24 protein-coding genes are annotated in these 22913 nt (G+C 66.2%); 13 read left to right on the top strand and 11 right to left on the bottom strand.

Translation table 11 applies throughout. The annotated features are described in order from the left end of the window. Positions 1–8: 8 nt before the first annotated feature. Both OG417_RS00285 and OG417_RS00280 read right to left on the bottom strand, forming a co-directional pair. On the bottom strand, positions 9–1325 hold the full coding sequence (locus OG417_RS00285; RefSeq protein WP_329247932.1) for a dihydrolipoyl dehydrogenase family protein: 1317 nt from the start codon (positions 1323–1325) through the stop codon (positions 9–11). A 14-nt stretch (positions 1326–1339) separates the two neighbouring features. Continuing rightward, positions 1340–2059 (bottom strand): trypsin-like serine peptidase, encoded by a 720-nt coding sequence (locus OG417_RS00280; protein ID WP_329247929.1) that lies wholly within the window; start codon positions 2057–2059, stop codon positions 1340–1342. Between the two features lie 435 nt (positions 2060–2494). Between OG417_RS00280 and OG417_RS00275 the strand changes: the two genes are divergently transcribed. Next, on the top strand, positions 2495–3601 hold the full coding sequence (locus OG417_RS00275) for a hypothetical protein (protein WP_329247926.1): 1107 nt from the start codon (positions 2495–2497) through the stop codon (positions 3599–3601). A 155-nt stretch (positions 3602–3756) separates the two neighbouring features. On the opposite strand, the gene OG417_RS00270 is transcribed toward OG417_RS00275, so the two are convergent. The 3 genes from OG417_RS00270 to OG417_RS00260 all read right to left on the bottom strand — a co-directional run bounded on the left by OG417_RS00270 (position 3757) and on the right by OG417_RS00260 (position 6513). Beyond that, positions 3757–3888 (bottom strand): hypothetical protein, encoded by a 132-nt coding sequence (locus tag OG417_RS00270; RefSeq protein ID WP_329247922.1) that lies wholly within the window; start codon positions 3886–3888, stop codon positions 3757–3759. Positions 3889–4834: 946 nt separating this feature from the next. Next, on the bottom strand, positions 4835–5698 hold the full coding sequence (locus OG417_RS00265; RefSeq protein ID WP_329247920.1) for an NgoMIV family type II restriction endonuclease: 864 nt from the start codon (positions 5696–5698) through the stop codon (positions 4835–4837). 377 nt (positions 5699–6075) lie between these two features. Further along, positions 6076–6513: a very short patch repair endonuclease gene (locus OG417_RS00260; RefSeq protein ID WP_329247918.1), complete on the bottom strand. Its 438-nt coding sequence runs from the start codon at positions 6511–6513 to the stop codon at positions 6076–6078. Between the two features lie 126 nt (positions 6514–6639). Between OG417_RS00260 and OG417_RS00255 the strand changes: the two genes are divergently transcribed. The 4 genes from OG417_RS00255 (at position 6640) to OG417_RS00240 (ending at position 12585) form a co-directional block, all read left to right on the top strand. After that, on the top strand, positions 6640–7965 hold the full coding sequence (locus OG417_RS00255; RefSeq protein WP_329247916.1) for a DNA cytosine methyltransferase: 1326 nt from the start codon (positions 6640–6642) through the stop codon (positions 7963–7965). Positions 7966–8688: 723 nt separating this feature from the next. Continuing rightward, complete coding sequence (locus OG417_RS00250; protein WP_329247913.1) at positions 8689–9909, top strand: restriction endonuclease; 1221 nt, start codon at positions 8689–8691, stop codon at positions 9907–9909. Between the two features lie 58 nt (positions 9910–9967). After that, the gene (locus OG417_RS00245) at positions 9968–11203 is read left to right on the top strand and encodes a helix-turn-helix domain-containing protein (RefSeq protein ID WP_329247910.1); all 1236 of its coding nucleotides are present in this window, start codon (positions 9968–9970) and stop codon (positions 11201–11203) included. Positions 11204–11760: 557 nt separating this feature from the next. Next, positions 11761–12585 (top strand): hypothetical protein, encoded by an 825-nt coding sequence (locus OG417_RS00240; protein WP_329247908.1) that lies wholly within the window; start codon positions 11761–11763, stop codon positions 12583–12585. Between the two features lie 129 nt (positions 12586–12714). Here the strand turns inward: OG417_RS00240 and OG417_RS00235 are convergent, their stop codons facing one another. Then, entirely contained in the window at positions 12715–12969 is a 255-nt protein-coding gene (locus OG417_RS00235; protein ID WP_329247906.1) for a hypothetical protein, read from the bottom strand. A gap of 579 nt (positions 12970–13548) precedes the next feature. Between OG417_RS00235 and OG417_RS00230 the strand changes: the two genes are divergently transcribed. From OG417_RS00230 to OG417_RS00215, 4 genes are all read left to right on the top strand, one after another. After that, positions 13549–13920, top strand: a complete 372-nt coding sequence (locus OG417_RS00230) for a hypothetical protein (RefSeq protein WP_329247905.1) — start codon at positions 13549–13551, stop codon at positions 13918–13920. Beyond that, positions 13917–14342 carry an ATP-binding protein gene (locus tag OG417_RS00225; RefSeq protein ID WP_329247903.1) on the top strand — a complete coding sequence of 142 codons (426 nt, stop codon included), beginning with the start codon at positions 13917–13919 and terminating at the stop codon, positions 14340–14342. The genes OG417_RS00230 and OG417_RS00225 overlap by 4 nt, the downstream gene beginning before the upstream one ends. Positions 14343–14396: 54 nt before the next feature. Then, positions 14397–14771, top strand: coding sequence for a MerR family DNA-binding transcriptional regulator (locus OG417_RS54180; RefSeq protein ID WP_442875641.1), 375 nt, complete (start codon positions 14397–14399; stop codon positions 14769–14771). A 352-nt stretch (positions 14772–15123) separates the two neighbouring features. Beyond that, positions 15124–16173 carry a tartrate dehydrogenase gene (locus OG417_RS00215; protein WP_329262047.1) on the top strand — a complete coding sequence of 350 codons (1050 nt, stop codon included), beginning with the start codon at positions 15124–15126 and terminating at the stop codon, positions 16171–16173. Positions 16174–16176: 3 nt separating this feature from the next. Here OG417_RS00215 and OG417_RS00210 read toward each other — a convergent pair whose 3' ends face one another. Further along, the gene (locus OG417_RS00210; protein WP_329262044.1) at positions 16177–16962 is read right to left on the bottom strand and encodes an SAM-dependent methyltransferase; all 786 of its coding nucleotides are present in this window, start codon (positions 16960–16962) and stop codon (positions 16177–16179) included. Between the two features lie 78 nt (positions 16963–17040). Here OG417_RS00210 and OG417_RS00205 point away from each other — a divergent pair, with 78 nt between their 5' ends. Beyond that, complete coding sequence (locus OG417_RS00205) at positions 17041–17451, top strand: MarR family winged helix-turn-helix transcriptional regulator (RefSeq protein WP_329247900.1); 411 nt, start codon at positions 17041–17043, stop codon at positions 17449–17451. An 11-nt stretch (positions 17452–17462) separates the two neighbouring features. Here OG417_RS00205 and OG417_RS00200 read toward each other — a convergent pair whose 3' ends face one another. Further along, a complete protein-coding gene (locus tag OG417_RS00200) occupies positions 17463–17879 on the bottom strand; it encodes an ATP-binding protein (RefSeq protein ID WP_329247898.1) in 417 nt (138 codons plus the stop codon). 352 nt (positions 17880–18231) lie between these two features. Here OG417_RS00200 and OG417_RS00195 point away from each other — a divergent pair, with 352 nt between their 5' ends. The 3 genes from OG417_RS00195 (at position 18232) to OG417_RS00185 (ending at position 20135) form a co-directional block, all read left to right on the top strand. Then, a complete protein-coding gene (locus OG417_RS00195) occupies positions 18232–19080 on the top strand; it encodes a helix-turn-helix domain-containing protein (RefSeq protein ID WP_329247895.1) in 849 nt (282 codons plus the stop codon). A gap of 16 nt (positions 19081–19096) precedes the next feature. Then, entirely contained in the window at positions 19097–19261 is a 165-nt protein-coding gene (locus tag OG417_RS00190) for a DUF397 domain-containing protein (protein WP_329247894.1), read from the top strand. A gap of 385 nt (positions 19262–19646) precedes the next feature. Continuing rightward, entirely contained in the window at positions 19647–20135 is a 489-nt protein-coding gene (locus tag OG417_RS00185; protein ID WP_329247892.1) for a YbjN domain-containing protein, read from the top strand. Positions 20136–20189: 54 nt separating this feature from the next. Here OG417_RS00185 and OG417_RS00180 read toward each other — a convergent pair whose 3' ends face one another. The 3 genes from OG417_RS00180 to OG417_RS00170 all read right to left on the bottom strand — a co-directional run bounded on the left by OG417_RS00180 (position 20190) and on the right by OG417_RS00170 (position 22871). Then, on the bottom strand, positions 20190–21071 hold the full coding sequence (locus OG417_RS00180) for an RNA polymerase sigma-70 factor (RefSeq protein WP_329247889.1): 882 nt from the start codon (positions 21069–21071) through the stop codon (positions 20190–20192). A 27-nt stretch (positions 21072–21098) separates the two neighbouring features. Continuing rightward, on the bottom strand, positions 21099–22280 hold the full coding sequence (locus tag OG417_RS00175; protein ID WP_329247886.1) for an NAD(P)/FAD-dependent oxidoreductase: 1182 nt from the start codon (positions 22278–22280) through the stop codon (positions 21099–21101). Positions 22281–22388: 108 nt separating this feature from the next. After that, positions 22389–22871 carry a GNAT family N-acetyltransferase gene (locus OG417_RS00170; protein ID WP_329247883.1) on the bottom strand — a complete coding sequence of 161 codons (483 nt, stop codon included), beginning with the start codon at positions 22869–22871 and terminating at the stop codon, positions 22389–22391. Between the last annotated feature and the right edge of the window lie 42 nt (positions 22872–22913).

Below are 22913 nucleotides of genomic sequence, written 5' to 3'. Positions count from 1 at the left end.
GTCAGGCGTCAGAGGAGCGCGGCGTCGATGGCGCGGTGGAAGGTCGGGAAGGCGTAGATCATCTGCCGGAGGCGCTCGACCGGCACCTCGCCGTGGACCGCGACCGCGAGCGCGCCGAGGATCTCGCCGCCCATCGGCCCGGCCGAGGTGGCGCCGACGAGCCGGCCCTCGGCCTCGACCAGCTTGAGGAAGCCCTCGGCCCGGTGCAGCCAGCCGCGGGTGTTGTTCGCCAGGTCGGTGCTGTGGACGCGGACGTCGGAGTGGCGTTCCCGCGCCTGGCTCTCGGTGAGCCCGACCGCGCCGATCTCCGGGTCGGTGAACGTGACGCGCGGCAGCGCCCGGTAGTCGGCTCCCGGTCCGTCCTCGCCGAGGATGTCACGCGCGGCGATCCGGGCCTGGTAGTCCGCGACGTGCGTGAACGCGCCCTTGCCGGTCAGGTCGCCGACCGCCCACACACCGTCGGCCGCCCGCATCCGGTCGTCAACGTCGATGAACCGCGCGCCCTCGTCCAGCCCGACCGCCCCGAGCCCGAGCCCGGCGAAGTTCGTACGACGGCCGACGGCGACCAGGAGCCGCTCGGCACGCAGGTCATCGTTGATCACGAACCCGTCGCCGTCGTGCCGTACGCGCTCGGCCTTGGCGCCCACGCGCACGTCGATACCGTCGTTCGCGAAGGTCGTACGGAGCAGCTCGCTGGACTCCGGCTCCTCCGGCCCGAGCAGCCGCGGCCCGGCCTCCAGCACCGTCACCCGGCTGCCGAACCGCGCGAACACCTGCGCCAGCTCGCACCCGATCGCGCCACCACCCAGGACGATGAGCGACGCGGGCAGCTTCTCCGCCTCGATCGCCTCCCGGTTCGTCCAGTACGGGGTGCCCTCCAGCCCGTCGATGGGCGGGACCGCCGGCACCGTACCGGTCGCGATCACCACACCCCGCCGGGCGCGGAAGACATCGTCCCCGACCGTGACCTCCTTGGGGCCGGTGATCCTCCCGGCCCCACGGACGAGCCGGCCGCCCTTGCCGGTGAAGCGCTCGGCGGCGGCACTGTCGTCCCAGGCGGCGGTGACCTCCCGCACGCGGCCCGCGACCGGCGCCCAGCTCGCCTCGATGTCCGCCGATCCGGCGAACCGCGGCAGGCGGCGCCCCTCGGCCAGCACGTCACCGGCCCGCACCATGGCCTTGCTCGGGATGCAGCCCCAGTAGGGGCATTCGCCGCCGACCAGGTTGTTCTCGACCCCGACCACGCTCAGCCCGGCCGCCGCCAGACTCCCCGCGACCGCTTCCCCACCCGGACCCATCCCGATGACTACGACGTCGACGTCCATGATCCCTGTCTTCGTTAGTCCGCCTGCCCGATGGCGCGCTCGTACAGCTTCCGTACGTCGTCGTCGAAGTAGGCGCTGTAGGAGACGGCGTCCTCGTCACCGCCGAGCTGGTACCCGCCGATCACTCCGACGACCTCGCCCCGCTTTGTCTTCGGATCGTAGTGGGTCAACCAGGGACTGCCGCTGGTGCCGGGCGCGTACCCGTTGCAGGCGAAGCGCATCTGGTACTTCATCTTCTTGGTGGTGCGATTGATGCAGGTGACGGGCTTGTCGGAGCTCTTGGGGTAGCCGGTGACCCGGACGAGGTTGGTGAACCCTTGGTTGATCCCGAGCAGGTTGGCCCCGAGGACGTCGGCGATGTTCTTGCCGTTGAGCGGTTCGAGCACGGCGAACCCGACGTCGAGGTCGGGATCGGACCCCTTGGCCCACCGATCGTCGACGAACTGCGTCTTGACCTTCCAGATCCCGTACGGCGCGTTCCCGTTGCGGTAGCCGGGGACGAAGACGAGGTCACTGAGGTAACCCCCGCCCGCTCCGGCGTGCACACAGTGAGCGGCCGTGATGATGAGATTACGGGCAGGACTGTCGACGGCGCTGGCCGTACAGAAGTGATCACCCTTGGTGTCGTGAGAGAAGAGCGCCCCGACGCGCTTCCCGAAGCTGGCCGGCTCGGCGGTCGGCGTCCCGGTGGGCGGGTGAGCACGGAGAAACCGCTCCCGACTCCAGGTGCTCATGCTGCTCACGGGCCGCGGCATGCCGGAGCCGGCACATCCGCCGCACAGCGCCACGAGCAACCCAACCGCCACCAGAACCCTGCGCATCACCACCCCTCAGCGGGTTCTTCCCGTGAGAAATAACTCGGCAAACTACGGATTGCCTGAGTGTTGACCTTGCTCGCCGCAGCAGGTGCTCGCTCGATCCGAAGCTACTCCAGAGACGGCGAGGTACCGATGACTGCGTTGCTGTCACGGCCCACCTCGCTGCCGTGGGAGGCTCACCGCAGACGTACGTCTGGGGTGCCGGCGCGCCGCGCTGCAGGGCGAGCACTGACAAGATCACCCCTCGTAACCCAAGAGGGCTGAATCCATCCCCTCCGGGGGTCTCCCGGTCAGGGCGCGTTTGGATTGTGACCGGCCCTCCCTGTTCGTCTTCCTCGATAGGGTGACCACGTGTCGCAAGTGCTTCCGCCCCTGCTCACCGAGGCGGCGGCACTCTCCGTCGCCGGGACCGGGCTCCACCGGTACGAGATGGGCCCGGCCCTGATCGGGGCGGGGGTGGGCGCGACCGTTGTCATCGTCGCGTCCGGAGACAACCCCGGAGTCAGCGGCGTCCAGGACTCCACCAAGGTGCTCCTGCGCGGGGACAGGATTCCGGACCTCCACTCACGGTTCGAATTCCGGGGCTCACCTCCAATCCACGTTTTCGCCCGCCTGGGCTCGGGGTGCCTCCCCTTGGGCACCGCGCTGTGCAGGGGACGGCCGTCGGAACCGGGCAGTTTTGATCGCGCCGAATTGGTGCTCGACCAGCCGCTGACCCGAGAGATGCTGGACGCGGTCCGACCGGTCCCGGTCCCCGGGCCGGTGCCGGCGGTGGACTGGGTCGACCACGTGGAAACGGATCCGATCAAGGCCCTGGAGTCGTTCGTGCTCGGCTGGTTTCCTGCCGAGGAGACTGAGCCGGCTGAGGGAGAGAGCACGGCGAACGAGCTGAACAACCTGCCCGAGGCGTTGGCCGCCTTCCATCGCCTGGCCCGCATCCGTCCGGCAATTCACAGATTCCACGATCCCGTACTGAAGCACCCTGAACGCGCTTCTGGACCGCTCGGCGAGCGGCTGGTCTTCGCCCTGTGGAACGAGGCCGGAATGGATTGGTCCATCCCGTGGCCACTGGAGGAATCAGGCGAAACCGACCCCCGCGTGTGGCTCACTGAAGATCCCTATGCTGCGACCCCAGAGACGATCTTGGAAGAGGAACCGCTGAGCCGCTTCCTCCTGCAGTTCACCCTCTACGAAGCCATGAATGCCGCCCCCTACCACGCATGGACCTACTGCATGCCGCCCGCGCGTCTTGACGCGTTGTGGAGCATGCTGCGTCCTGTACCTCTGAGTCCTTTCCTACCGACCTTCACCGCCGAAAGGTTCTTCGTGGCCCCGGGATTGCTCACGCAGGTCAGCAGCTCTCAGAACGAGGCGGTTGTGAGCTTCGGCGCGCTTCACCGCGGGATCCTGACACCGCTGCTCGAACACGGGTTCCGCTGGTCCCGCTTCGACGGATGAGGCAATGAGGCCCGGCCATCGCCGATCTCGCGTGACACGCGGCCCGCAGCGAAAGAGCGTTAAGCACCGGGCGCACACGCCGCACAGCCACGGTCGTCAATCGGACATGCGGGAGGCTCGCTGTGGCTGCGATCGGCACGTCCTCGCTCGGTAGGTCAGCCGACCGTGACCTTGGCGTACCGGAAGACGTCAGCGGGAAGCTCGTTGGCCAACTTCCAGCGAATACGCATGGGGCGTACACCCTCGTGGTCTTGGTAGTGCATCGGGCCGGCGTAGGTGTATGGCATCTCCCTTGTTCTCACGAATGAATAGATGAACGGTCGACTGCCGCGCGACGTGGTGGATGTATCGCTGGCCGGTCGCTGACGTCTCTGCGGTCGTGTGTTGTGAGTCCTATTGGAACTCGGTCGGGCTGACGGCTCGATCGCGGTACTTTGAGCTCGAGCCTCGAACTCTTCGGAGAGATTAGCGAAATTACCGTACGACGGGCGCTGTTCAAGCGAGTCGGAGGGAGAGTAAGGTGTTTGCTCGGTGCTATCCGGTGGCGTGGTCTCGATTTCCCGGATCTCTGGGGGCCTCTGCTCGCCTTGGTCTTCCGTGTCTGACTCCTGCTGCCCTGAGAATTCCTGCGCCGTTGTCGGAGTGTCTTTGGGGTTGCGGTCATCGGTGGTGCCTGTCGGGGCTTCGGGCACCTTGTGGTTGGCCTCCATCGCCACACGGTGACTTTCGGCCCTGGATGGGGCTCCTAATGCTCCTGGCCGGTCAGGCGGCGGGCTCTGATCAGGCTGGGGCTGCCCGCCGTCGGGGCGGCTTATCAGTCTCGGCCGCGCCCCGGTGCTCTACTTCCATGGCTGCTCCTCTGCCGCAGTTGCCGTCGGTCGTCATCGCCACAGAATCAACCGCACGATCGAGGCCGAACACTCACCCGAAGCTAAAACCATGATTCTCCGGCCACGCCCGGTAGTGATCATTCGTTCCAATGGCGCTACTTCTTCCACCTCACTGCGGATGGTTCACTTCCCGAACGGTAGTGGAGGGTCGAAGAGTGTTCGTGGGTGAGGGTCATACATAGCGCTCACCCGAGCGATACCCGATGCGGTCGAATCGGAACGGGCCTTCTTGCTCACCGCACCCGAATAAGGCTATGCCCCGGCTCGCGACCATCGGGTCAGTGGGACGAAAGGAGGGAGATCGAAGCATCAGTAGGCGGTCCGGTAAGCGAAGCACATGCCGCTATACTGCCAAATCCAGCGGCAGGTCGCTGATGTCGCGGAGACGTTTCCCGTCGACCAGGGTGCGGAGCATGCTGATCGCCTCGTCGTTTTCTGTTTTGTCGACCGCCTTGATTAGTTCCGGCAGAGCGAAATGATATACCGTATCGATATCGCCAGTCCCCAGGGCCAGTGACGCCAGCCTGGAGGGCGTGGGTTCTCCGGTGACGACCGCGATGTGTGGCGTGCGTCCTTTCCGGTTCCGGATCACGTTTAGAGCCTCTGAGCGTGCGTTCTGGGCGCGGTCACTGCGCAGCGTCCACTTGCACGAGACTATGGCGTGGACGATCGGACGGTCCTGGTTAGCCCACCTGATGACAGCATACTGGCCGGAATCCGCGTCTACGAGCTCGTGATCGCGATTTATTGTCTCGTCTGGTTCAGGGTTCCGCAGTACCAGGATGTCGGGGCTGATTTCATATGAGTTTCCAAGCACGGAGGCTAGAGTTCGGTCGTTCTCAATAGCGCGAGCCAGGTCAGTCAGGTGTCTGTAAGGCTCGTACTTGGAAATCTGATACTCGCTGCGCGAGCCGCCGACGTTCTCGATGGTCCAGTTGCCCGGGCGGAGAGAGTGGAAGAAGGGAAAGGTCTCTATTAGGAACCTTTCTATGGCCTCCTCAAATTGTTTCCCGGCTCTCTGGCCATCGAGTTTTTTCGGAACGGCTTGCGCAGCAAGATCCTGCGCTATGTGCAATGCGATGGCGATGCTGGTTTTCTGGCTACCGTCGGCATTTGAAGCCACATCGTCAAACGACAGGGACAAAGTGTGCCTGTCGACAAGATTCTTGTGGAATCGTTCTCTTGCTGCGGTAAGCGCTGCTGTCACGCGAGAAACGCCTCTACTTGCGATATTTGCCAAATTGCTTATGCGGGTGTCATGAGGTCGGCTCGCCCGTTATGGGTAAGGATCTCGGCTTGATCGTAGATGCAGGCTGCTCTGAGATCAATGAGGTTTAACTGATCGCGGTGACGCTCTGGCACTGCACGCAGCGTTCCGGGTGAGTTCGGAGTCCCTCGCACGTCGGGTAGCTTCGCCGTAGCGGGGTTTCCTCGAGGGCCGCCCAGGCTCACAGCGTGACGCTTGTACTTTGGCCCTCGCGGCCGCGTCGCTGCTCGTGGTCCCCGGACGCATGTCGGCATCGACCTCGGGCCTCCACGCAACCCGGGCGCTCCAGAACCTAACTTTCGGGCGCCCCTGGTTTGTCACTGCCCCTCGGTACCTTCGAACCGGTGTTCGGGCGGAGCGGGGCGTAGCGCCTCGACCACCGTGTCGATCGCGGAAGGGAGGGGCTCATGTTCCCAGAGGCGCACGACTTGCCACCCAGAGGCGGTGAGCGCAGCGTCTGCTGCACGGTCCCGCTCTATGTTCCGCCTCAACTTCGGGGTCCAGTACCACTCGTTCGTCGTCGGCTGGCGCCCGTGCTCGGGGCAGACGTGCCAGAAGCAGCCGTCAACAAAGACTGCGACCTTCTTGGCCGTGAACACGATGTCAGGCCGCACCCGGACACCGCCAGGCAAGTCAAGACGGAGGTCTTTCCGATACCGGTAGCCCAGGCCGTGAAGAGCTTTACGCAGAGCTACTTCTGGCTTGGTGTCCGCGCGGCGGTTCGCCCGCATGTTGCGCGATCGGCCTTCGTTCATGGGACGCGGATAGGCGCCCTTGGCCCACGCTGCCTCGCGAGGATCGGTACCTGGAACGTTCGACACGATCTTGCCTGATTCCTTCGATTCGCCAGCAGGGGGGTCTCATGAGAGAAGATAGCTCCCATGAGTCCCTCCTCGTCTGGCCTGCAACCGTCGCTGTGGAACGAGCAGGGGGATTCCGTGCATACTTTCAAGGTCGTCGAGATCTGCGCCGGCGCTGGCGGGCAGTCTCTGGGACTGGATCTGGCTGGGTTCAAGCACGAGCTGGCCGTCGAACTGGATGCCAACGCAGCCAACACCCTCCGTCACAACCGGCCAGACTGGAAGATCGCCGAAGGGGACGTCGCCAACCCTGACATCTGGAACCCCGCCGACTACAAAGGCATAGACCTGCTCGCTGGCGGAGTACCGTGCCCGCCGTTCACCATCGCAGGCAAGCAACTCGGCGCTACCGATGAGCGGGATCTGTTCGCGTGGGCGATCGAGCTCTGCGGGATCATGGAGCCCCGCGCGCTCATGCTGGAGAACGTACGGGGGCTGAGCATGCCGCGCTTCTCCGCTTACCGCCAACATGTACTAGATCGTCTCAGAGAACTCGGTTACATCGGAGACTGGCAACTACTGCATGCCTCAGACTACGGCGTGCCCCAGCTCCGACCTCGGTTCGTCCTGGTCGCGATGAAGCCAGACGACTTTCAATACTTCCAGTGGCCCCAGAAGCAAGGCCAGGCCAAGACCGTGGGCGAGACTCTCCAAGATCTGATGGCTGAAGGCGGCTGGAGATGGGCCTCGCACTGGGCTGCCGGGGCCAATGACATCGCTCCGACGATCGTCGGCGGCTCCAAGAAGCACGGTGGCGCTGATCTGGGGCCGACACGAGCCAAACGCGCCTGGGCTGAACTAGGCGTGAATGCGCGAGTACTCGGCGACGGCCCTCCCTCGGAGGAATCTCCGAAACCGGTTAAGGGAAAACAGGAGGGCTTCAGGCCCCCACTGACCTGCGAGATGGTCGCCCGGCTGCAGGGTTGGAACGGGCCGGACTACGAATGGGAGTTCACAGGGCGCAAGACCTCCAACTACCGGCAGATCGGCAACGCCTTCCCGCCTCCAGTAGCTCGTGCGATCGGGGAGCAGATCCACCGCGCGCTCTCCCACCAGGGCGATCCTCAGCCTCTCGTCGAGCTGACAAATACCACCCACGACCCTCTCTACGCTGTCCTGCGCAGCGCGAGCGGCTTTCTGACCATGGAAGAGATCAATCGCAGGCTCGATCAGCCTCTCGACGCTTCGGTATTCGAGCGTCATATAAATCACCTGAAGCAAGACTTCAAGATCGAGGTCGAAGACGGGAAGGTAGCCGCATACCGGCTTGAATCCTTTAAAGCATTCGTCGGCCAGGAGGATCACTTGCGTCACGAGGCATTCATTAAGCCTAATAAGATCAGTTGAAAGATCGGCAAGGCCGACATCTGCCTCCTGTCTGAGGAGCTAACAGGCGCGGCCACTGGCCGAGCCAAGGCGTGGTGGACGGTGCAGGCTCAGGGTGGCGACGTCTAACGCTGGCCCTGACCGACGTCGGCGCTGCCTCGGCCGACATGCATGAAACTGACCTCGTCGGCGGGGAGGCCGGTTAAGAGGCAGATGCGACATATCGCTGGCTGCAGTCACGCCCGTTTGGTCGATCCCGGAGGAGAGGCCGATCCCTGGCCCGACGTCTCGGCGGCGACCCCGATCAGATGTGCTCCACGTGGTTGACCCACGTGGAGCACATCTCGGTTTTGGCCGTGTTACTTGCGTGCTCGGTGGCAGTACCCGCACATTCTGGCGCTGCGTCGGTTCATCAAGGTGACCATGGGTGCCTTGCGTTCCGGAAAGCGTCTCGCGCTTGCACATAGTCCGGTCGGTAGGTGAGAGACCGGCCAAAGGATAAGACGATCGACCTGCGCCCCGTATGTCGATCGGGGACTGGTTCGGAGTCGTCCGCCGGTACGCCGAGCAGACAGGAAGGGCTCGCCGCAGTGGCCGTGGACGTCGATGCCGTCCGCGACGCGCAAGCGCACCAACGTCGCAGCTGACCTGGCGAACTACGCGGTTCGTGCACGCCCGAGCGCCTGACCCGGACAGAATCCGACATACCATCTGATCCCACTATGTGGTGCTAAAACTGGGTTCATGCCCCTTATGTTTCCGACTGCGTCGGCGGAGTCACGTGTTCCCTTCGCTGACCTTGGCGCCGCTGATCTGCTTCTTGACTCCGTCTACGAGGGAGGCTCGAGCGGCCATGCAGGTGACGATCCCATCGCGAAGCTCATACCGGGCGTTGGGAATCAAGGGGGCTTCCGGCACTGTGGCTCGCCGGCCAAGGGCACGGTCCGTATCTCGGTGCTCTACACCACTGGTGGTGAGCTGGACTGGCCGGATTACCTTGATCTTCAGACTGGTACTTTCACCTACTTCGGGGATAACCGCACGCCGGGCCGTGAACTGCATGACACGCCGCGTTACGGCAATCTCCTGCTCAAAGATGTCTTTGCTGCCGCGCACGGCTCTGCGGCAGACCGCGCGAAGGTGCCACCTTTCCTGCTCTTCGAGAAGGCTAGTCGGGGTAGGGGCCGGGACGTGCGGTTCCGTGGCCTCTTGGCACCGGGCGGCCCGACCATGACCGTAGACGATGAGCTGGCCGCTGTTTGGCGGGCCACTGGCGGCCGACGTTTCCAGAACTATCGCGCGCGCTTCACCGTCCTCGACCAGGCGAAGATCAGCCGCACATGGATTCGGCACGTGCTTTCGGGCGGCGATCCGCTCTCCGAAGGGTGCCCTCCGGCCTGGAGCGCCTGGGTCAAAAGCCGCACCTACACCCCGGTGTTGGCGCCGGCCACGACCGTGATCAGGTCGAAGGCCAGTCAGATGCCCGATGACCTGCAAGGCAAGGCCATCCTGGGTGCTATTCGAGAGCACTTCCGCGATCGTGAGCATGAGTTTGAGGCCTGCGCTGTGGCCCTATGGCGGCTGCTGGCTCCTGCCACGGGACGCTGTGAGGTCACCCGCCCCAGCCGGGACGGCGGGCGAGACGCTGTGGGCGAATACATCATTGGCCCGCCGGCCGACCGCATCGCCATCGACTTTGCTCTTGAGGCCAAGTGCTACGCACCGACGAACACTGTGGGCGTGCGTGAGGTTTCCCGGCTGATCTCAAGGCTGCGCCACCGCAACTTCGGAGTCTTCGTCACGACCTCCTACTTCGCTCAGCAAGTCCAGGAGGAGGTGCGAGAGGATGGGCACCCGATTGCCTTGGTCTGCGGACGTGACATCACCGATGTCCTGCGCCAACACGGCTACAAAACCCCTCGCGATGTCCGGGCCTGGCTCGATCAAAGCTTCCCGCTCCCGTAGCGCCCCACAGGGCTAGGCCTAGAACTGACATCTATGGCGCCGGTTGTGTTCTTCTGACATGACAAAGCCACCCGCCATACCCTGTGACTGCGACCTCATCAGGGAGGCGAGTGGCTTGTCCGAAAGTGGCACGATCGGAAGTCGGCTTCGGGTCATCCGGCGCGAGCGGAACTTGACGCAGGAGGAGCTGGCGGAAGCGGTCGGCGTCAGTAGGGAGATTGTCGCCAAGCTTGAGCAGGGGCGCCGCCAGTCAGCGCGTACGACAACCCTGATGAAGCTGTCCGATGCCCTCGACGTCGACCTGTCCGAGCTCACTGGGAAGCGCGACCGCATCGGTGCTGACCGCGACGGCGGGCGAGTGCTCGCGCTCCGGGATGTCCTGGTCTCCCCAACGTTCCTTCCCGGGATCGACAGCCAAGATGACCGTGAGCCGACGCCAGCGGCCGAGCTGCAGCGCGCCGTCGACGCGGCGACCGACGTCTATTGGAAGGGCGACTTCGGCGGGCTCCTCGCCCGCCTTCCCGGTCTGATCGGTGAGGCTCGCCACGCACACGCGGCTACTGGGTCGGCGGCCGTGCGACCGCTCGCGCTCGCCTACGATCTCGGTGCGTCGCTCTTGGTTCACCTTGGCCGCGACGACCTCGCCGCGCTCGCCTCCGAGCGAGCGATCGTCACCGCACGCGACGGCGATGACGAACTACTCTGGGCGACGCTGCATGCCACGTACTCATGGATCTTGCTCCATCAGGCCCGGCTCGCCGAGGCCGAAGACCTCGCCGCGCGCATGGCCGACCGCATCGAGCCGTCCTTCTCGGCCGATCCCCAGCGCATCGCGGCATGGGGCAATCTCCTTGTGACCGCTCTGGCGCCGGCTGCCGCGGCACGGCGAGACGTCACCGAATACATCTCCATGGCCGGTGCGGCTGGCGAGCGGCTCGGCGGCCGGGTCAGCGTCTATCAAACGTCGTTCGGGCCTGCGTCGGCGGCGATGCAGGCCACTCACGCACACACCGTCCGGCGTGAGCCTGCCCGTGCGCTCGAGGCGGCACGTCGAATTCGCCCGGGTGACCTCCAAGGCATCTCCCGCGGTCGGCACCTCCTCGACGTCGCCCAGGCGCACACCGACGCCCGGCACCGCCGCGCGGCGGTCGAGTGTCTGCAGGAGGCACGAGACCTGTCGCCCGTGTGGTTCCGGCACCAGGGGGTCGCGCGGTCGCTGGTGCGGGATATTCGCGAAGAGGAAACGCGCCCATCTCCGGCGATTCGGTCCCTGGCAAAGAGCTTGGCCGTGTGAACTAGGACAAGACGTACCACTGCGGCCGGGCTCGGCGCAGCGGGGGTACGTGGCGTCTCTGGTACGAGCGTGTTACGAGGCATTCGCCGCAGCGGCTTCGCGCATTAGGACTGACGCTAGCAGCTCGCGGTTTCAAGGTCATCATTGACGCGGATCGCTGGTTCCTGGCTGCGGTCAACCAGGCGGCTGCACCCGGATGACCCGTCTGGCACCCTCGCTGTCGAGTATGGCCCGGACAAGCTCGCGGAGAGCGTGTATCTCGCCGTCGACGACACCGGCGACCTGCGCCGGTACTGGCAACGGTATCGCCAAAAGCATACCTTCGAAGATTCGGATTAACTCAGGGTTGGCAGAGTCTGCGCAATTCGCAATTATTTCATCGCTGCCTCTGGGGCTGTGTCATCCGAGCAAGGAGGAAGCGAACGATGCGGGCATGCGGGCAACACTAACTGGTGTCACCCGTCTCTGCCTCTGTAGCGGCTATGCCGCCGGGCTGGCAGACGGGCACCCCGACTGTCATGTCACGATTTGTCGTACCTGTGTCCTATGCTCGACTTGTGATCTCGGAGACTACCGCGGATGACGTGCTAAGCCTGTTCAACGTCACAGATGAAGCCAGGAGTAGGTTCACTGCGTGGAGAGACGACCCGAAGCGGCGGAACACCGTCGTCCCTCATGTGCTGGCTCACCGCACGAAGGTGCTCTACACCGTAACGCCCGAAGAGATCTATGCGATTAGGGATCAAATAGATCCTGATAATCATGCACTCGGCAAAGTAAGACGCTATGAGGGTGAACGGGTTAAGCAGATCGTAGATTGGGAGCCTGATTTCGCCTTTTCTCACGTATTCCATTATGTACTCGAGGCAATCGGCCGAGTATTTACCTGGAAAGAGTTTGGCGAATTCTGTCGCACGGATTCAAAAGCGCGGGCGATGCTCTATGATCCAGCGAGTAAAAAGAATGCCGAGGTTGCGGGCGAAGGATGCTGGTCTTTGCTGGATGCGCGTAAGGCGATGCGATGGCGCATAGGTAACTTTTACTACTCGTTTATTCGAGAGATACATGTCATCTCGCAGCTCCGGGCTAACGGCGTCGATGTCCAGTTCCATCCTCTAGCCGACGCGTTGTTTCGAGTTGATGCCTGGTGTGGACGGGTCGCTCTTAGCCTTTACGTTGGAAACAAGAAATATAGAAAGGGTGGCCACGGCAGGAAGTTCCCTCCAGATGCCATCCTTTCGGGCGCGGTCCCTTCCTTTGTATTTGATTCGGTCGAGCTTGCGCCTGCGGATAAGTTTGGTGTTGTGCATTTGGTCTCAGAGAAGGAAATACGTCAGGAAGCGGAACGTTTGAAAGCGGTAACGGGGAGGAGCGAGTCATGACAGAGGCAGAGAGTCTTATCGTTTGCTCCTGAAGATTTTGTGATCAAAGGAAAGTTCAAATAAGCCAAAGCAGGCCCTTATGGATATCTACCGCAAGGTCGACGGCAAGGGCTGATATCTGCCTTTTGCTCAGGTGAGCAAGCCGTCGAGCTTTTCGAGGTGGGTGGTGACTGTAGTCGGGGACCTGTCTAGGAGGAACGTATCGATCGCGATGATGGCGGCGGCGTGGGGAGCAGCGGCCCGGGCATCGTCCAACGTCCGGGTCAGGCGGGGACCGGCGGCGTAGTCGGAGGCTTCCAGAGGGTGCTTGGGGATGGCGGCTAGCTTGTTGCCGCTGCCCCAGACGTTACTGTAGATCGCGACGGGTCCTGAGGGGGCGGTCATGATGTCGCAGCCGACGTCAACGGCCCAGGCATTAAGGAGGCGATCCTGCTTTCTGATGTCAAAGTCCAGAGGATGGCCTCGAAGGACGGTAAAGAGGTCGCGAGCTACGCTGCGCGGCGGTCGAGTGTCTGCAGGAGGCACGAGATCTGTCGCCCGTGTGGTTTCGGCACCAGGGGGTCGCGCGGTCGCTGGTGCGGGATATCCGCGAAGAGGAAACGCGCCCATCTCCGGCGATTCGGTCCCTGGCAAAGAGCTTGGCCGTGTGAAGTAGGACAAGGCGTACCACCGCGGCCGGGCCCGGCGCAGCGGGTGGTACGTGGCGTCTCTGGTACGAATACGTTACGGGAACTTCACTGTCGGTAGTCATGTCGCAGCCGACAGATGGGAGCGCCACGTGCGATCAGAGACCGAAACGCCGGATGCCGTTAGGGAGGCGGTGCCGCGGCGACTCCGTGCATTAGGAAGACGCTGGCAGCCCGCGGTTTCAAGGTCATCGTCGACGCGGGCCCGTCCGACCCCCTCGCTGTCGCGCACATGGCGGGTCCTCGCGCTGCGCGACGATCCGGCGGGAGTCGACGAGTGATCGACCGACGTCGGCCGCGTGGCCCGCGGGCGTGCAAGAAGCGTCGGTCGGCGGCCGATACGCACGCGGCCGAGGTCGCGCTCCGGCTTCAAGCGGCGTACGCGGGCTGGGTCGTCATCTGGTCGCCGTGGCGTCGGATGTTCACCGCGTTCGGTTCCTGCACGAACGAGCGCCTGATCATCGACGATTCGAGCGTGGAGCGACTCCGCGCGCTCATGGACCAGGCGGAGAGATCGCAGGCGTTCGATTCAGGGCGTTGGCTCGCGAGCCGGAGCGACACCGGCATCTGCGTCAGCAACCCGGTCACACTGCCCCGCTTGAGCAAGCGCCGGCTGGCCGAGACCGTCAAAGGCGGTGAGCAGGCGTGACGGGCCGCACGTACCGGTTCCCTCTTCCCCCGCACCCGATCGCCGCCGAACAGGCGCGCATCGTGACGCGTCTCGCGCTCGCCGAATGGGACATGGCCGACCTTGCGGACAACGCTCTGCTCGTCACCGCAGAACTCGTCACGAATGCCACGAAAATCGGCGACGTCTTCCACCTCACGCTGTCCTGCCAGGGCGACACCGTCCTCATCGAGGTTTCCGACAGCAGCGAAGCCTCGCCCGACCCCCAGCGGCAATCCCTCAACCGGGTGGACGGACGCGGCCTGTTGCTCGTCGAGGCGTGCTCAAAGGACTGGGGCTGGCGACTGGAAGACCAGGGCGGCAAGACCGTCTGGGCTGTCTGCGCCGACCCCGGAACCGAGCCACACACACCTACGGCGACGCCGCCGGCCGCACGGATGTGACGAGGCGGTCCAGTCACCGGCCAGAACGACCCCACGAAAGATCACGGTCCCCCTATGCCCACCGACCATCCCCACCACGAACAGCTGCTCACACCACGAGAAGTGGCCGAGATCTTCGGCGTCCGTACCACGACGATTGCTCGATGGACCCGCGAAGGCAAACTGACCCCACTCCGTACGCCGGGCGGCCATCGCCGCTACCGCTGGGACACGGTGGTCCGTCTACTCGCCCAAGACACGACATCGGACGAGGCCGAGGACGAACGGCAGTGGGCCGAAGACGCCGCCCGCCTGTACGACCAGGGCTGGAGCATTCGCCAGGTCGCCGAGAAATTCGACTGCGGCTACGGCGTCATGCGCCGCGCCCTCCGCACGCGCGTCGCCCTGCGCAACCGAGGCGGAACCTACACCGGCGAAGACAGCACTTGACCCCCGATCGCGCCGCTCGGGACGGATGGCGTGCGGGGTCGGCGGTGCCTTTGTGGCCCCTGTGAGCGTCGGTGCAACGTTCTGGCCTGCGGAAACTCTGGTGAAGAGGTGAGGGGGCAAGATATGGTGACTTGCCCCGGTCGCCGAGATGCGAGTCCCCCCTGGAGTGCAACCGTGACCTGGAAAATCAATAGCAACCCGGACTTGGCCGCGGCGTACGGGCGGTGGCGGCCGTGGTCCGGTGAGGAGTTCATCCCGCTCGTACCGACAGTGACCATCGCGTGTGGCCTCCACCTGAAGGAGCCCGGATCGTGCCCCGGGTGAGCGCGCCGGCGGTGGTCATGTGAGCGGCGTGGACGGGCATCTCATCGCGGCGATTCCGGGTGACGGCATCGGCAAGGAGGTGCTGCCCGCGGCGCAGCGGGTGCTCGACGCGGTCGCCGTACGGCACGACTTCGTGCTGAGCTGGTGCGAGTTGCCGTGGAGCTGCTCCTGGTACACCCAGCACGGCGCGATGATGCCGCCCGACGGCATCGACCGGCTCCGTGAGACGGACGCGATCTTCCTCGGCGCCGTCGGCTCGCCCGGCGTGCCCGACCATATCTCGCTGTGGGGGTTGCACATCCCGATTCGGCGGGCGTTCGACCAGTACGTGAACCTGCGGCCGGTGCGGTTGTTGCCCGGGCTGGCCAGTTCGCTGCGCGAGTGCGAGGCGTTCGACGTGGCGATCGTGCGGGAGAACACCGAAGGGGAGTACTCCGACGTCGGCGGGCGGTTCGCCACCCCGGACGGTGACGTGGCCGTACAAGAGTCGATTTTCACGCGGCGCGGGTGTGAGCGGGCGCTGCGGTACGCCTTCGACCTGGCGCGTCAGCGTGGTGGGGCGCTGGTCTCGGCCACCAAGTCGAACGGGCTCATGCACACGATGCCGTTCTGGGACGAGGTCACCGCCGAGGTGGCGGCCTCGCACCCGGACGTGAAGTGGCAGCGGATGCACATCGACGCCCTCACCGCGCGGTTCATCACCCATCCGCAGGATCTCGACGTCGTCGTGGGCTCGAACCTGTTCGGCGACATCCTCGGCAACATCGCCGCGGCGGTGTCCGGATCGCTGGGCGTGGCTCCGTCGGCCAACCTGGACCCCACCGGGCGGTGCCCCTCGATGTTCGAGCCGGTGCACGGCTCGGCCCCGGACATCGCGGGGCGCGGGGTGGCCAACCCGATCGCGCAGGTGTGGTGCGGCGCGTTGATGCTCGACCACCTGGGGCGGGAGAAGGCGGCGGCCGACGTCCTCACCGCGATCGAGACGGTCACCGCCGACCCGGCCCTGCGCACCCGTGACCTCGGCGGCAGGGCGACCACCAAGGACGTCACCTCCGCCCTGGTCGACGCCCTGCCGTGACGGTCAGCGGGTGGCGGTGACGAACCCGCTCAGGGAGGAGTTCGGGGCGGGCCGGCCGTACGAGGCGGCCACGTCGGTCAGCTCGTGCACCTCGGTCCGCCAGCCGTCGGCGTCGAGGCGGCCGGCGGTGTCGCCGATGCCGCCCTGCCACAGCTCGGCGTACTCCTCGATGCCGCCGCGGTCCTCCTCGGCGATGACCGAGGCGGCGTTGCTGCGCTCGAAGGAGATCCGGCTGCCGGGGGCCGACAGCGCGCCGACGCGGCTCAGCACCCGGTCGGCGTCCTCGGGGCTGAGGTAGACCAGCAGGCCCTCGACCAGCCACGCCGTGGGCGCCGACGCGTCGAAGCCGGCGTCGGTCAGCCGTCGCGGCCAGTCGTCACGCAGGTCGACCGGTACGGCGGTGCGTGCGCAGCGCGGCTCGGCTCCCGCGCCGGCCAGCACCCGGTCCTTGAAGGCGAGCACCTCCGGCAGGTCCAGCTCGTACAGGCTGACGTCGGGCGGCCACGGCAGGCGGTACGCGCGGGTGTCCAGGCCGGCGGCCAGGAGTACGACCTGGCGGCAGCCGCTGTCGCAGGCGGCGAGCAGGAAGTCGTCGTAGAAGCGGGTGCGGATGATGACGTGGAAGGCCAGCCGGGCCCGCGCCGGAGAGAGAGGCCCCCGGCCACCGGAACCATCGGCGGCGACGAACGCGGCGGCGTACGGGTCCTCGAACAGGCGGTCCGGGCGGCGGCTCTCCCACGCTCTCACGCGTGCCACGCCCAGTGACGTACCGCCGACTCCCTCAAGCATGCCCACAGGACACTCCCTCCGCTCGACGCACACATTACATCGGTACCGATGCATCTGTGCCGATATATTCTCCGAGACATGGACGGCGTGCGAATGCACCGGCTGGGGAAGCGGCTGATCGATCTGTCCCGGGAGGTCACCACCTCCGCGGGTGACGCAGAGCTCACACCCGCCGAGATCGCCGTGATCGAGGACGTGCTCAAGCACCCGGACAGCGCGGTGAGCGAGATCAAGGTACGGACGGGGTTCGCGCAGAGTCACGTCTCGGAGTCGGTGGCGCGTCTGCGGGAGCGCGGTCTGATCGAGACGCCGCCGGACGCGGCGGACCGGCGGCGTACCCGGGTGCGGCTGAGTGAGCCGGCGCGGCGGGCGGTGCTCGCGCGGGCGGGGCGGTCGGCGGACGAGGTCATCGCGCGTGTCGTCGAGGATCACACGCGGGCCGTTCGGGTGGCGGCTCTGCTCGACGAGCTCGCCGAGCTGCTGCTCTGAAGCCGCAGGGCCTACAGGACGGCCGTACGGAGGTCGTCGTGGAAGGCCTCTGACGGGCTGATCGAGGTCACCATCACGGCGTGGGTGAGGAAGGTGGCGGTGAAGGTGCGGCTCCGGCGGTCGCCGGTCCAGTGCCACTCGGTGGCCAGGGCCTGGACGGTCTGCAGGCCGCGCCCGCACTCGGCCAGGTCGCCCAGGTCGGGGACGCGGGGCACCTTGTGGCTGCCCTCGTCGGTCAGTGCCACGGACGCGCCGTCGCGCCAGCGGCGGACCTCCACGACGTAGCGGCCCCCGGGCCGGGCCGAGGCCGTGTGGCGCAGGGCGTTGGCGGCGAACTCGCTGACCACCAGGATGACGTCGTCCACGCGCGGTAGGTCGGCCAGGAGAAAACCGGCGAATTCGCGCGCTTGGCGGACGTGCTCGGCCAAGCCGGGAAAGGATCGTCGCCATATGAGTACGCGATCGTCCGGATACTCCTCCATGGCGACCCTTTCTCGGTCTGGTCGGGAACCGCGACCCTGGACTCGGCTCTCCCCAAGCGGAGCCCAGGGTCGCGGCTCCGCGGAGCGGCTCGGAGGGAGACCCTCCTCGCCGCGGTGTGCGGGCTGCGCCGGTGCGCCTCGGCGTGGTCGACTGCTGCCGATCACCGGACGGTCACGCCGGCCCGCCCAGCCCCTGGTGGATAACGCGGATATTGAAGCGTTCTGTAGTCGTGCGATTACACTCTGGCCCAGAATGATGATCCAGTGCAAGTGATTCAGCGCATTATGTGAGGAAGCAATGCCGTACACCCCCACGGTCCGCGGGCGTCAGCTCGCCCGAGAGCTTCGTCACCTGCGGGAACAGTCTGGAATGACCGGCGAGCAGGTAGCGGCGAAGATGAGCTGGGAGCAATCGAAAATCAGCCGCATGGAGACCGCCAAGATGCGGATCACCTCCGGCGAGGTCATGGAGCTGTGCGAGACGTACGGCGTCGACGGCGACAAGCGCGATCAACTCGTGCTGCTCGCCCGCAGCGCCCGCCAGCGCGACTGGTGGCGCGAGTACAGCGACAAGGTCAAGAAGGGCTTCATCGACTTCCTGGCGTTCGAGGCCGAGGCCCGCACCTCCCGCGGTTACGAGGCTCAGGTGATCCCCGGCATCCTCCAGTGCGCCGAGTACGCCCGCGCGATCCTCCTCGGCGCCCAGTCACGTCCCGAGGATGAGGTCGACGCCGGCGTCGAGGTACGCCTGGCGCGGCAGAAGCGCGTGACCCAGTCCAAGGACCCGCTCCACGTGTGGGCGGTGATCGACGAGGCCGTCCTCCACCGTGTCGTCGAAGACGACTCGGTGATGGTCAAGCAGTTGGAGCACCTGCTCTACCTCGGTGAACTCGGGAATGTGTCGCTCCAAGTGCTCCCATACCGGGCCGGAATTCATGCTGCGATTGATGGACCTTTTGTTCTATTGACCTTCGACGGCTATCCGGACCTGCTATACATCGAACACCTGGTGGGGTGTGTCTATCTGGAGAAGCCCGCCGACACAGAGCAAGGGCGCCTCATTTTCGACCATCTCCGCTCGGCCGCGTTCAACACCAGCGACTCTGCGGTGTTGATTCGCGAGAAGGTGAAGGAACTCTCACGATAAGAAGGGTGTTCGCGACATGACGAACCCACGGCCTGCGTCCTCGTGGCGCAAGAGCAGCCACAGCGGCAACGGCGGCAACTGCGTCGAGACCATGATCACATGGCAGAAGAGCAGCCGCAGCGGCAATGGTGGCAACTGCGTCGAGGTGGCGCGCATCGAGCTGGCCGCCGCGGACGCCTGACCTGCTGTGCCGTAGCGCATGACAGCCAATTAGGGGTACGCCCCGTGCTGGGGCAGGGCCGGTCTCAACGATCGGAGCTCCAGGCGCCACCGGGGCGTACCATCGCCTCCGAGTCTCGCGCTCGACGCGGGATTCGCGATCCCCTCATCGGCCGTCCTCGGGCGACGGCCACCCGCAGACCCGCGCCCCACTCGCGAAGCTCCCGATAAATGCACATCGCGAATTATGTCCAGTTAGTCGCTATAACGACATACTTCGTACTGAGTGACGGCAGATCGCCCGGAATTTTCGGATAGATAGCCCGGGGCTTTTCCACAGATAGTGCAGCGCGGGCGCGACACTGCTTTACGTACGGCACAATCTCATTGCCGTCAGCAGAAGGGGAGTGACAAGGGTGGGAGCCGACCCTCCGAGTCCGACGCCTGAAACGCCCCAGTCCGGCGTGATCAGGCCCGATCTCGACCGCATTGAGCGGATTCTCGAGCGACTCCAAGTCTCCAGCGTGCGCGACGCGCGTGGCCGCCTCGCCACGCGCTGGCAGTGCTACAGCCTCTTCTTCACCTTCGACGGGGAAGGCGAGGTCTACGCCGCCCGCACCATCTACGACCGCTTCTTCACCGTGGACGACAAGCCCGCCCTGCGCGCCGTCCTCGACGAGTGGAACCGCGACACCGTGGGCCTGAAGGTCTACACCGCCACCGACGACGACGGCACGGTCATCATCGTGAGCGAGGCGACGATGCACATCGGCGGTGGCGTGACGAGCGAGCAGTTCGCCGCCACGACGACGGCCTGGCTCAACGCGGCCGGCTCCTTCCACCTGTGGCTGGGTCCACGCCTGTCCCTCGCCGGCCTTCCCGGCGACCCGGTCTGACCGGCCGCGTCTGACCGGCCGCGACCCGTCTGAACGGCCGCGGCCCCACGTCCTTCAGGCCGGACCGTTGTCGGCGCGCAGCCCGTGGAGCTTGTCCGGATTGACCTGGAACCAGAGATCGTGCAGGCGACCGTCGGCGATGCCGTACGTGAGGACGGCGACGGGGACGCCGTCGACCGTGCACAGGATGCCCAGCTCGCCGTTGATGACCGCGGGCTCCGGGACGATGCCGGACGACTCGGGCTTGGCCAGCACGCCGAGGATCCAGCGGGCGACCTGGCTGTCCCCGTGCAGGGGGCGGCGGGCGGCGGTGACCTTGCCTCCACCGTCGGTCCAGGCGGTCACGTCCGGCGCGAGCAGCTCCATCACCGCGTTCAGGTCGCCGCCCGCGCACGCCGCGATGAACCGCGCGGTGACCTTCTCCCGCTCGGCGGGGTCGGCGTCGAAGCGGGGGCGGCGGGCCTGGACGTGCTCGCGGGCACGGTGGGCGATCTGGCGGACGGCCGGCTCCGGGCGGTCCAGCACGTCGGCGATCTCACCGTGGGAGTAGCCGAAGACCTCGCGAAGCACGAAGACCGCGCGTTCGACCGGGCTGAGGGTCTCCAGCACGACCAGCATCGCGGTCGAGACGGTGTCCGCGACCTCGGTCTCCACGGCCGCGTCGGGCGAGGTGAGCAGCGGTTCGGGCAGCCACGGGCCGACGTACTTCTCGCGGGTCGCCTGGGAGGAGGTGAGCCGGTTCAGCGACAGGTTGGTGACCGCTCGCACCAGGTAGGCCCGCGGATTCCGGACCGTGGCGCGGTCCGTCGCGTTCCAGGCCAGCCACGCGTCCTGGAGGACGTCCTCGGCGTCGGCGACGCTGCCCAGCATGCGGTAGGCGGTCGCGAACAGCAGCCGCCGATGCTCGAGGTACGGATCAGGCGTCGTGTCGGTCATCGCCTCATACTCTCAAGCGGCGTCCCGTCACGCGGCGGGCTCGCGGGTGGCGCGACCGCCCTTGGACAGCGTCGCGGTGACGTTCATGCGCTTGCTGAGCCGGTACACCTTGACCGGGCTGCTGCTGACGGTCTCCTTGTACAGGACGGCGGCGCGGCCTTTGAGGTACGCCCGGCGCGGCGTGTCGTCCGCGTGGGTGAACTGGATGACGGCGTCACGGCGGCCGAGGCTGACGGGCTGATGGATGTAGCCGAACCGGAACGGCCTGACACGCCTGCCGCGCAGCAGCCGCGCGATCGTGTCGGCGGTGTACTGGGCGGTGGGCAGGCCGCTCTGGCAGGTGCCGTGGATCCGCCCCCAGGCCAGCCGGACCGCGGCGGCGTCACCGATGGCGTGGACCTCGGGGTGCGACACCGAGCGCAGCGTCGCGTCGACCACGACCAGGCCGCGGTCGTCCACGCCGATCCCGGCGTCGGCGGCGAGCGAGGACACGGTGACGCCCGCGGTCCACAGGCACGCGTCCGAGGGGAGGAGCTCCCCGGTCTCCAGCTCGACGGCGTCGGGCAGCACCTTGGTGACCCGCGCGCCCGCCTTGACGGTGACGCCGAGGCGGTCGAGCGCCCGGCGCAGGTGGGCGCGGGCCTTGGCGCCCATCATCGCCCCCGGTTCGTCGAGGCCGACCAGCGTGACGTGCAGGCCGGGGTGGGCCTCGGCGATCTCGGTCGCCGCCTCCACGCCGGTCAGGCCGCCACCGCAGACCGTGACGGTGCCGCCGGTCGCGGCGATCTCCTTGAGCCGGCCGGCGAGGCGGACGGCGGCCTGCGGGCTGTTGAGCGTGAAGGCGTGCTCGCCGGCGCCCGGCACCCGGCCGGTGTCGGCCGAGCTGCCCAGCGCGTACACCAGGGTGTCGTAGTCCAGTGTCGCCGCACCATCGTCGACCGTCACCGTACGGGCATCGGCGTCGATGGCGGTGGCCGTGCCCCGTACGAAGGAGATGCCGGTTCCGGCGAGCAGGTCGGGGATCCGGTGGTCGGCCAGCTGCCGCCCGGCGGCGATCTCGTGCATCCGCAGCCGCTCGGTGAACCGCGCCGAGGGGTTGACCAGGGTGATTCGGACATTAGCGCGCCGGGTCCGGTGGGCCAGGCGGATCGCGGTCATCATGCCCGTGTAGCCGGCGCCGAGGACGACGACGCGGTGGTCGTGCTCCATTGCTTCCCTCCCGAGCTCACGTCACCGTGGTGCCGGTGACGCTCAGGGGACAAACAGCTCGGGCCCGGCGTGACACCTCCTCGATGTGACGCGCACCACAAGTGCGGCTTATGCGTCCTTGCCCGCGGCGGTCAGGGCGTCACCGGTCAGGCGGTACACCGTCCAGCCGTCTCTCGGGGAGGCGCCCAGCGACTCGTAGAAGCCGATCGAGGGTGTGTTCCAGTCCAGGACCGACCACTCCAGCCGGGAGTAGCCCTTCGTCACGCACTCCTCGGCCAGGGCCGTCAGCAGGGCGCGTCCGAGGCCCGTACCCCGGTGGTTCGGGCGGACGAACAGGTCTTCCAGGTAGATGCCGTGCGCCCCGTGGAAGGTCGAGAAGTTCAGGAACCACAGCGTGAAGCCGACGATCTCCCCGTCCACCTCCGCCACGTGCCCGAACAGCGCGGGTTCCGGGGCGAACAGGGCGGCGTGGAGCTGGGCCGGGGTCATCGTGCATTCGTCGGACATCCGCTCGTATTCGGCCAGCGCGTGCACCAGTTCCACCACGGCTTTGATATCGGCTTCCCGTACCCGGCGAATCCGAGGATCCACGCCGTCGCTCCCTCCGTCGTCGGCGCGCTGAGGACCGCAGGT

The sequence above is a fragment of the Actinoallomurus sp. NBC_01490 genome (assembly GCF_036227085.1).
Lineage (GTDB): Bacteria > Actinomycetota > Actinomycetes > Streptosporangiales > Streptosporangiaceae > Actinoallomurus > Actinoallomurus oryzae.
Note: the sequence above shows the minus strand (reverse complement) of the source record. Positions and strands in the feature narration are given on the sequence as shown.

Bases quoted from the DNA above. Each gene is read 5' to 3' on its own strand.
- OG417_RS00205 (WP_329247900.1), top strand. From the start codon at position 17,041: ATGGACGGCGTGCGAATGCACCGGCTGGGGAAGCGGCTGATCGATCTG.
- OG417_RS00195 (WP_329247895.1), top strand. From the start codon at position 18,232: ATGCCGTACACCCCCACGGTCCGCGGGCGTCAGCTCGCCCGAGAGCTT.
- OG417_RS00270 (WP_329247922.1), bottom strand. From the start codon at position 3,888: ATGCCATACACCTACGCCGGCCCGATGCACTACCAAGACCACGAGGGT.
- OG417_RS00180 (WP_329247889.1), bottom strand. From the start codon at position 21,071: ATGACCGACACGACGCCTGATCCGTACCTCGAGCATCGGCGGCTGCTG.
- OG417_RS00255 (WP_329247916.1), top strand. From the start codon at position 6,640: ATGAGTCCCTCCTCGTCTGGCCTGCAACCGTCGCTGTGGAACGAGCAG.
- OG417_RS00260 (WP_329247918.1), bottom strand. From the start codon at position 6,513: ATGAACGAAGGCCGATCGCGCAACATGCGGGCGAACCGCCGCGCGGAC.
- OG417_RS00175 (WP_329247886.1), bottom strand. From the start codon at position 22,280: ATGGAGCACGACCACCGCGTCGTCGTCCTCGGCGCCGGCTACACGGGC.
- OG417_RS00285 (WP_329247932.1), bottom strand. From the start codon at position 1,325: ATGGACGTCGACGTCGTAGTCATCGGGATGGGTCCGGGTGGGGAAGCG.
- OG417_RS00210 (WP_329262044.1), bottom strand. From the start codon at position 16,962: ATGCTTGAGGGAGTCGGCGGTACGTCACTGGGCGTGGCACGCGTGAGA.
- OG417_RS00235 (WP_329247906.1), bottom strand. From the start codon at position 12,969: ATGACCGCCCCCTCAGGACCCGTCGCGATCTACAGTAACGTCTGGGGC.
- OG417_RS00250 (WP_329247913.1), top strand. From the start codon at position 8,689: ATGCCCCTTATGTTTCCGACTGCGTCGGCGGAGTCACGTGTTCCCTTC.
- OG417_RS00245 (WP_329247910.1), top strand. From the start codon at position 9,968: ATGACAAAGCCACCCGCCATACCCTGTGACTGCGACCTCATCAGGGAG.
- OG417_RS00190 (WP_329247894.1), top strand. From the start codon at position 19,097: ATGACGAACCCACGGCCTGCGTCCTCGTGGCGCAAGAGCAGCCACAGC.
- OG417_RS00280 (WP_329247929.1), bottom strand. From the start codon at position 2,059: ATGAGCACCTGGAGTCGGGAGCGGTTTCTCCGTGCTCACCCGCCCACC.
- OG417_RS54180 (WP_442875641.1), top strand. From the start codon at position 14,397: ATGCCCACCGACCATCCCCACCACGAACAGCTGCTCACACCACGAGAA.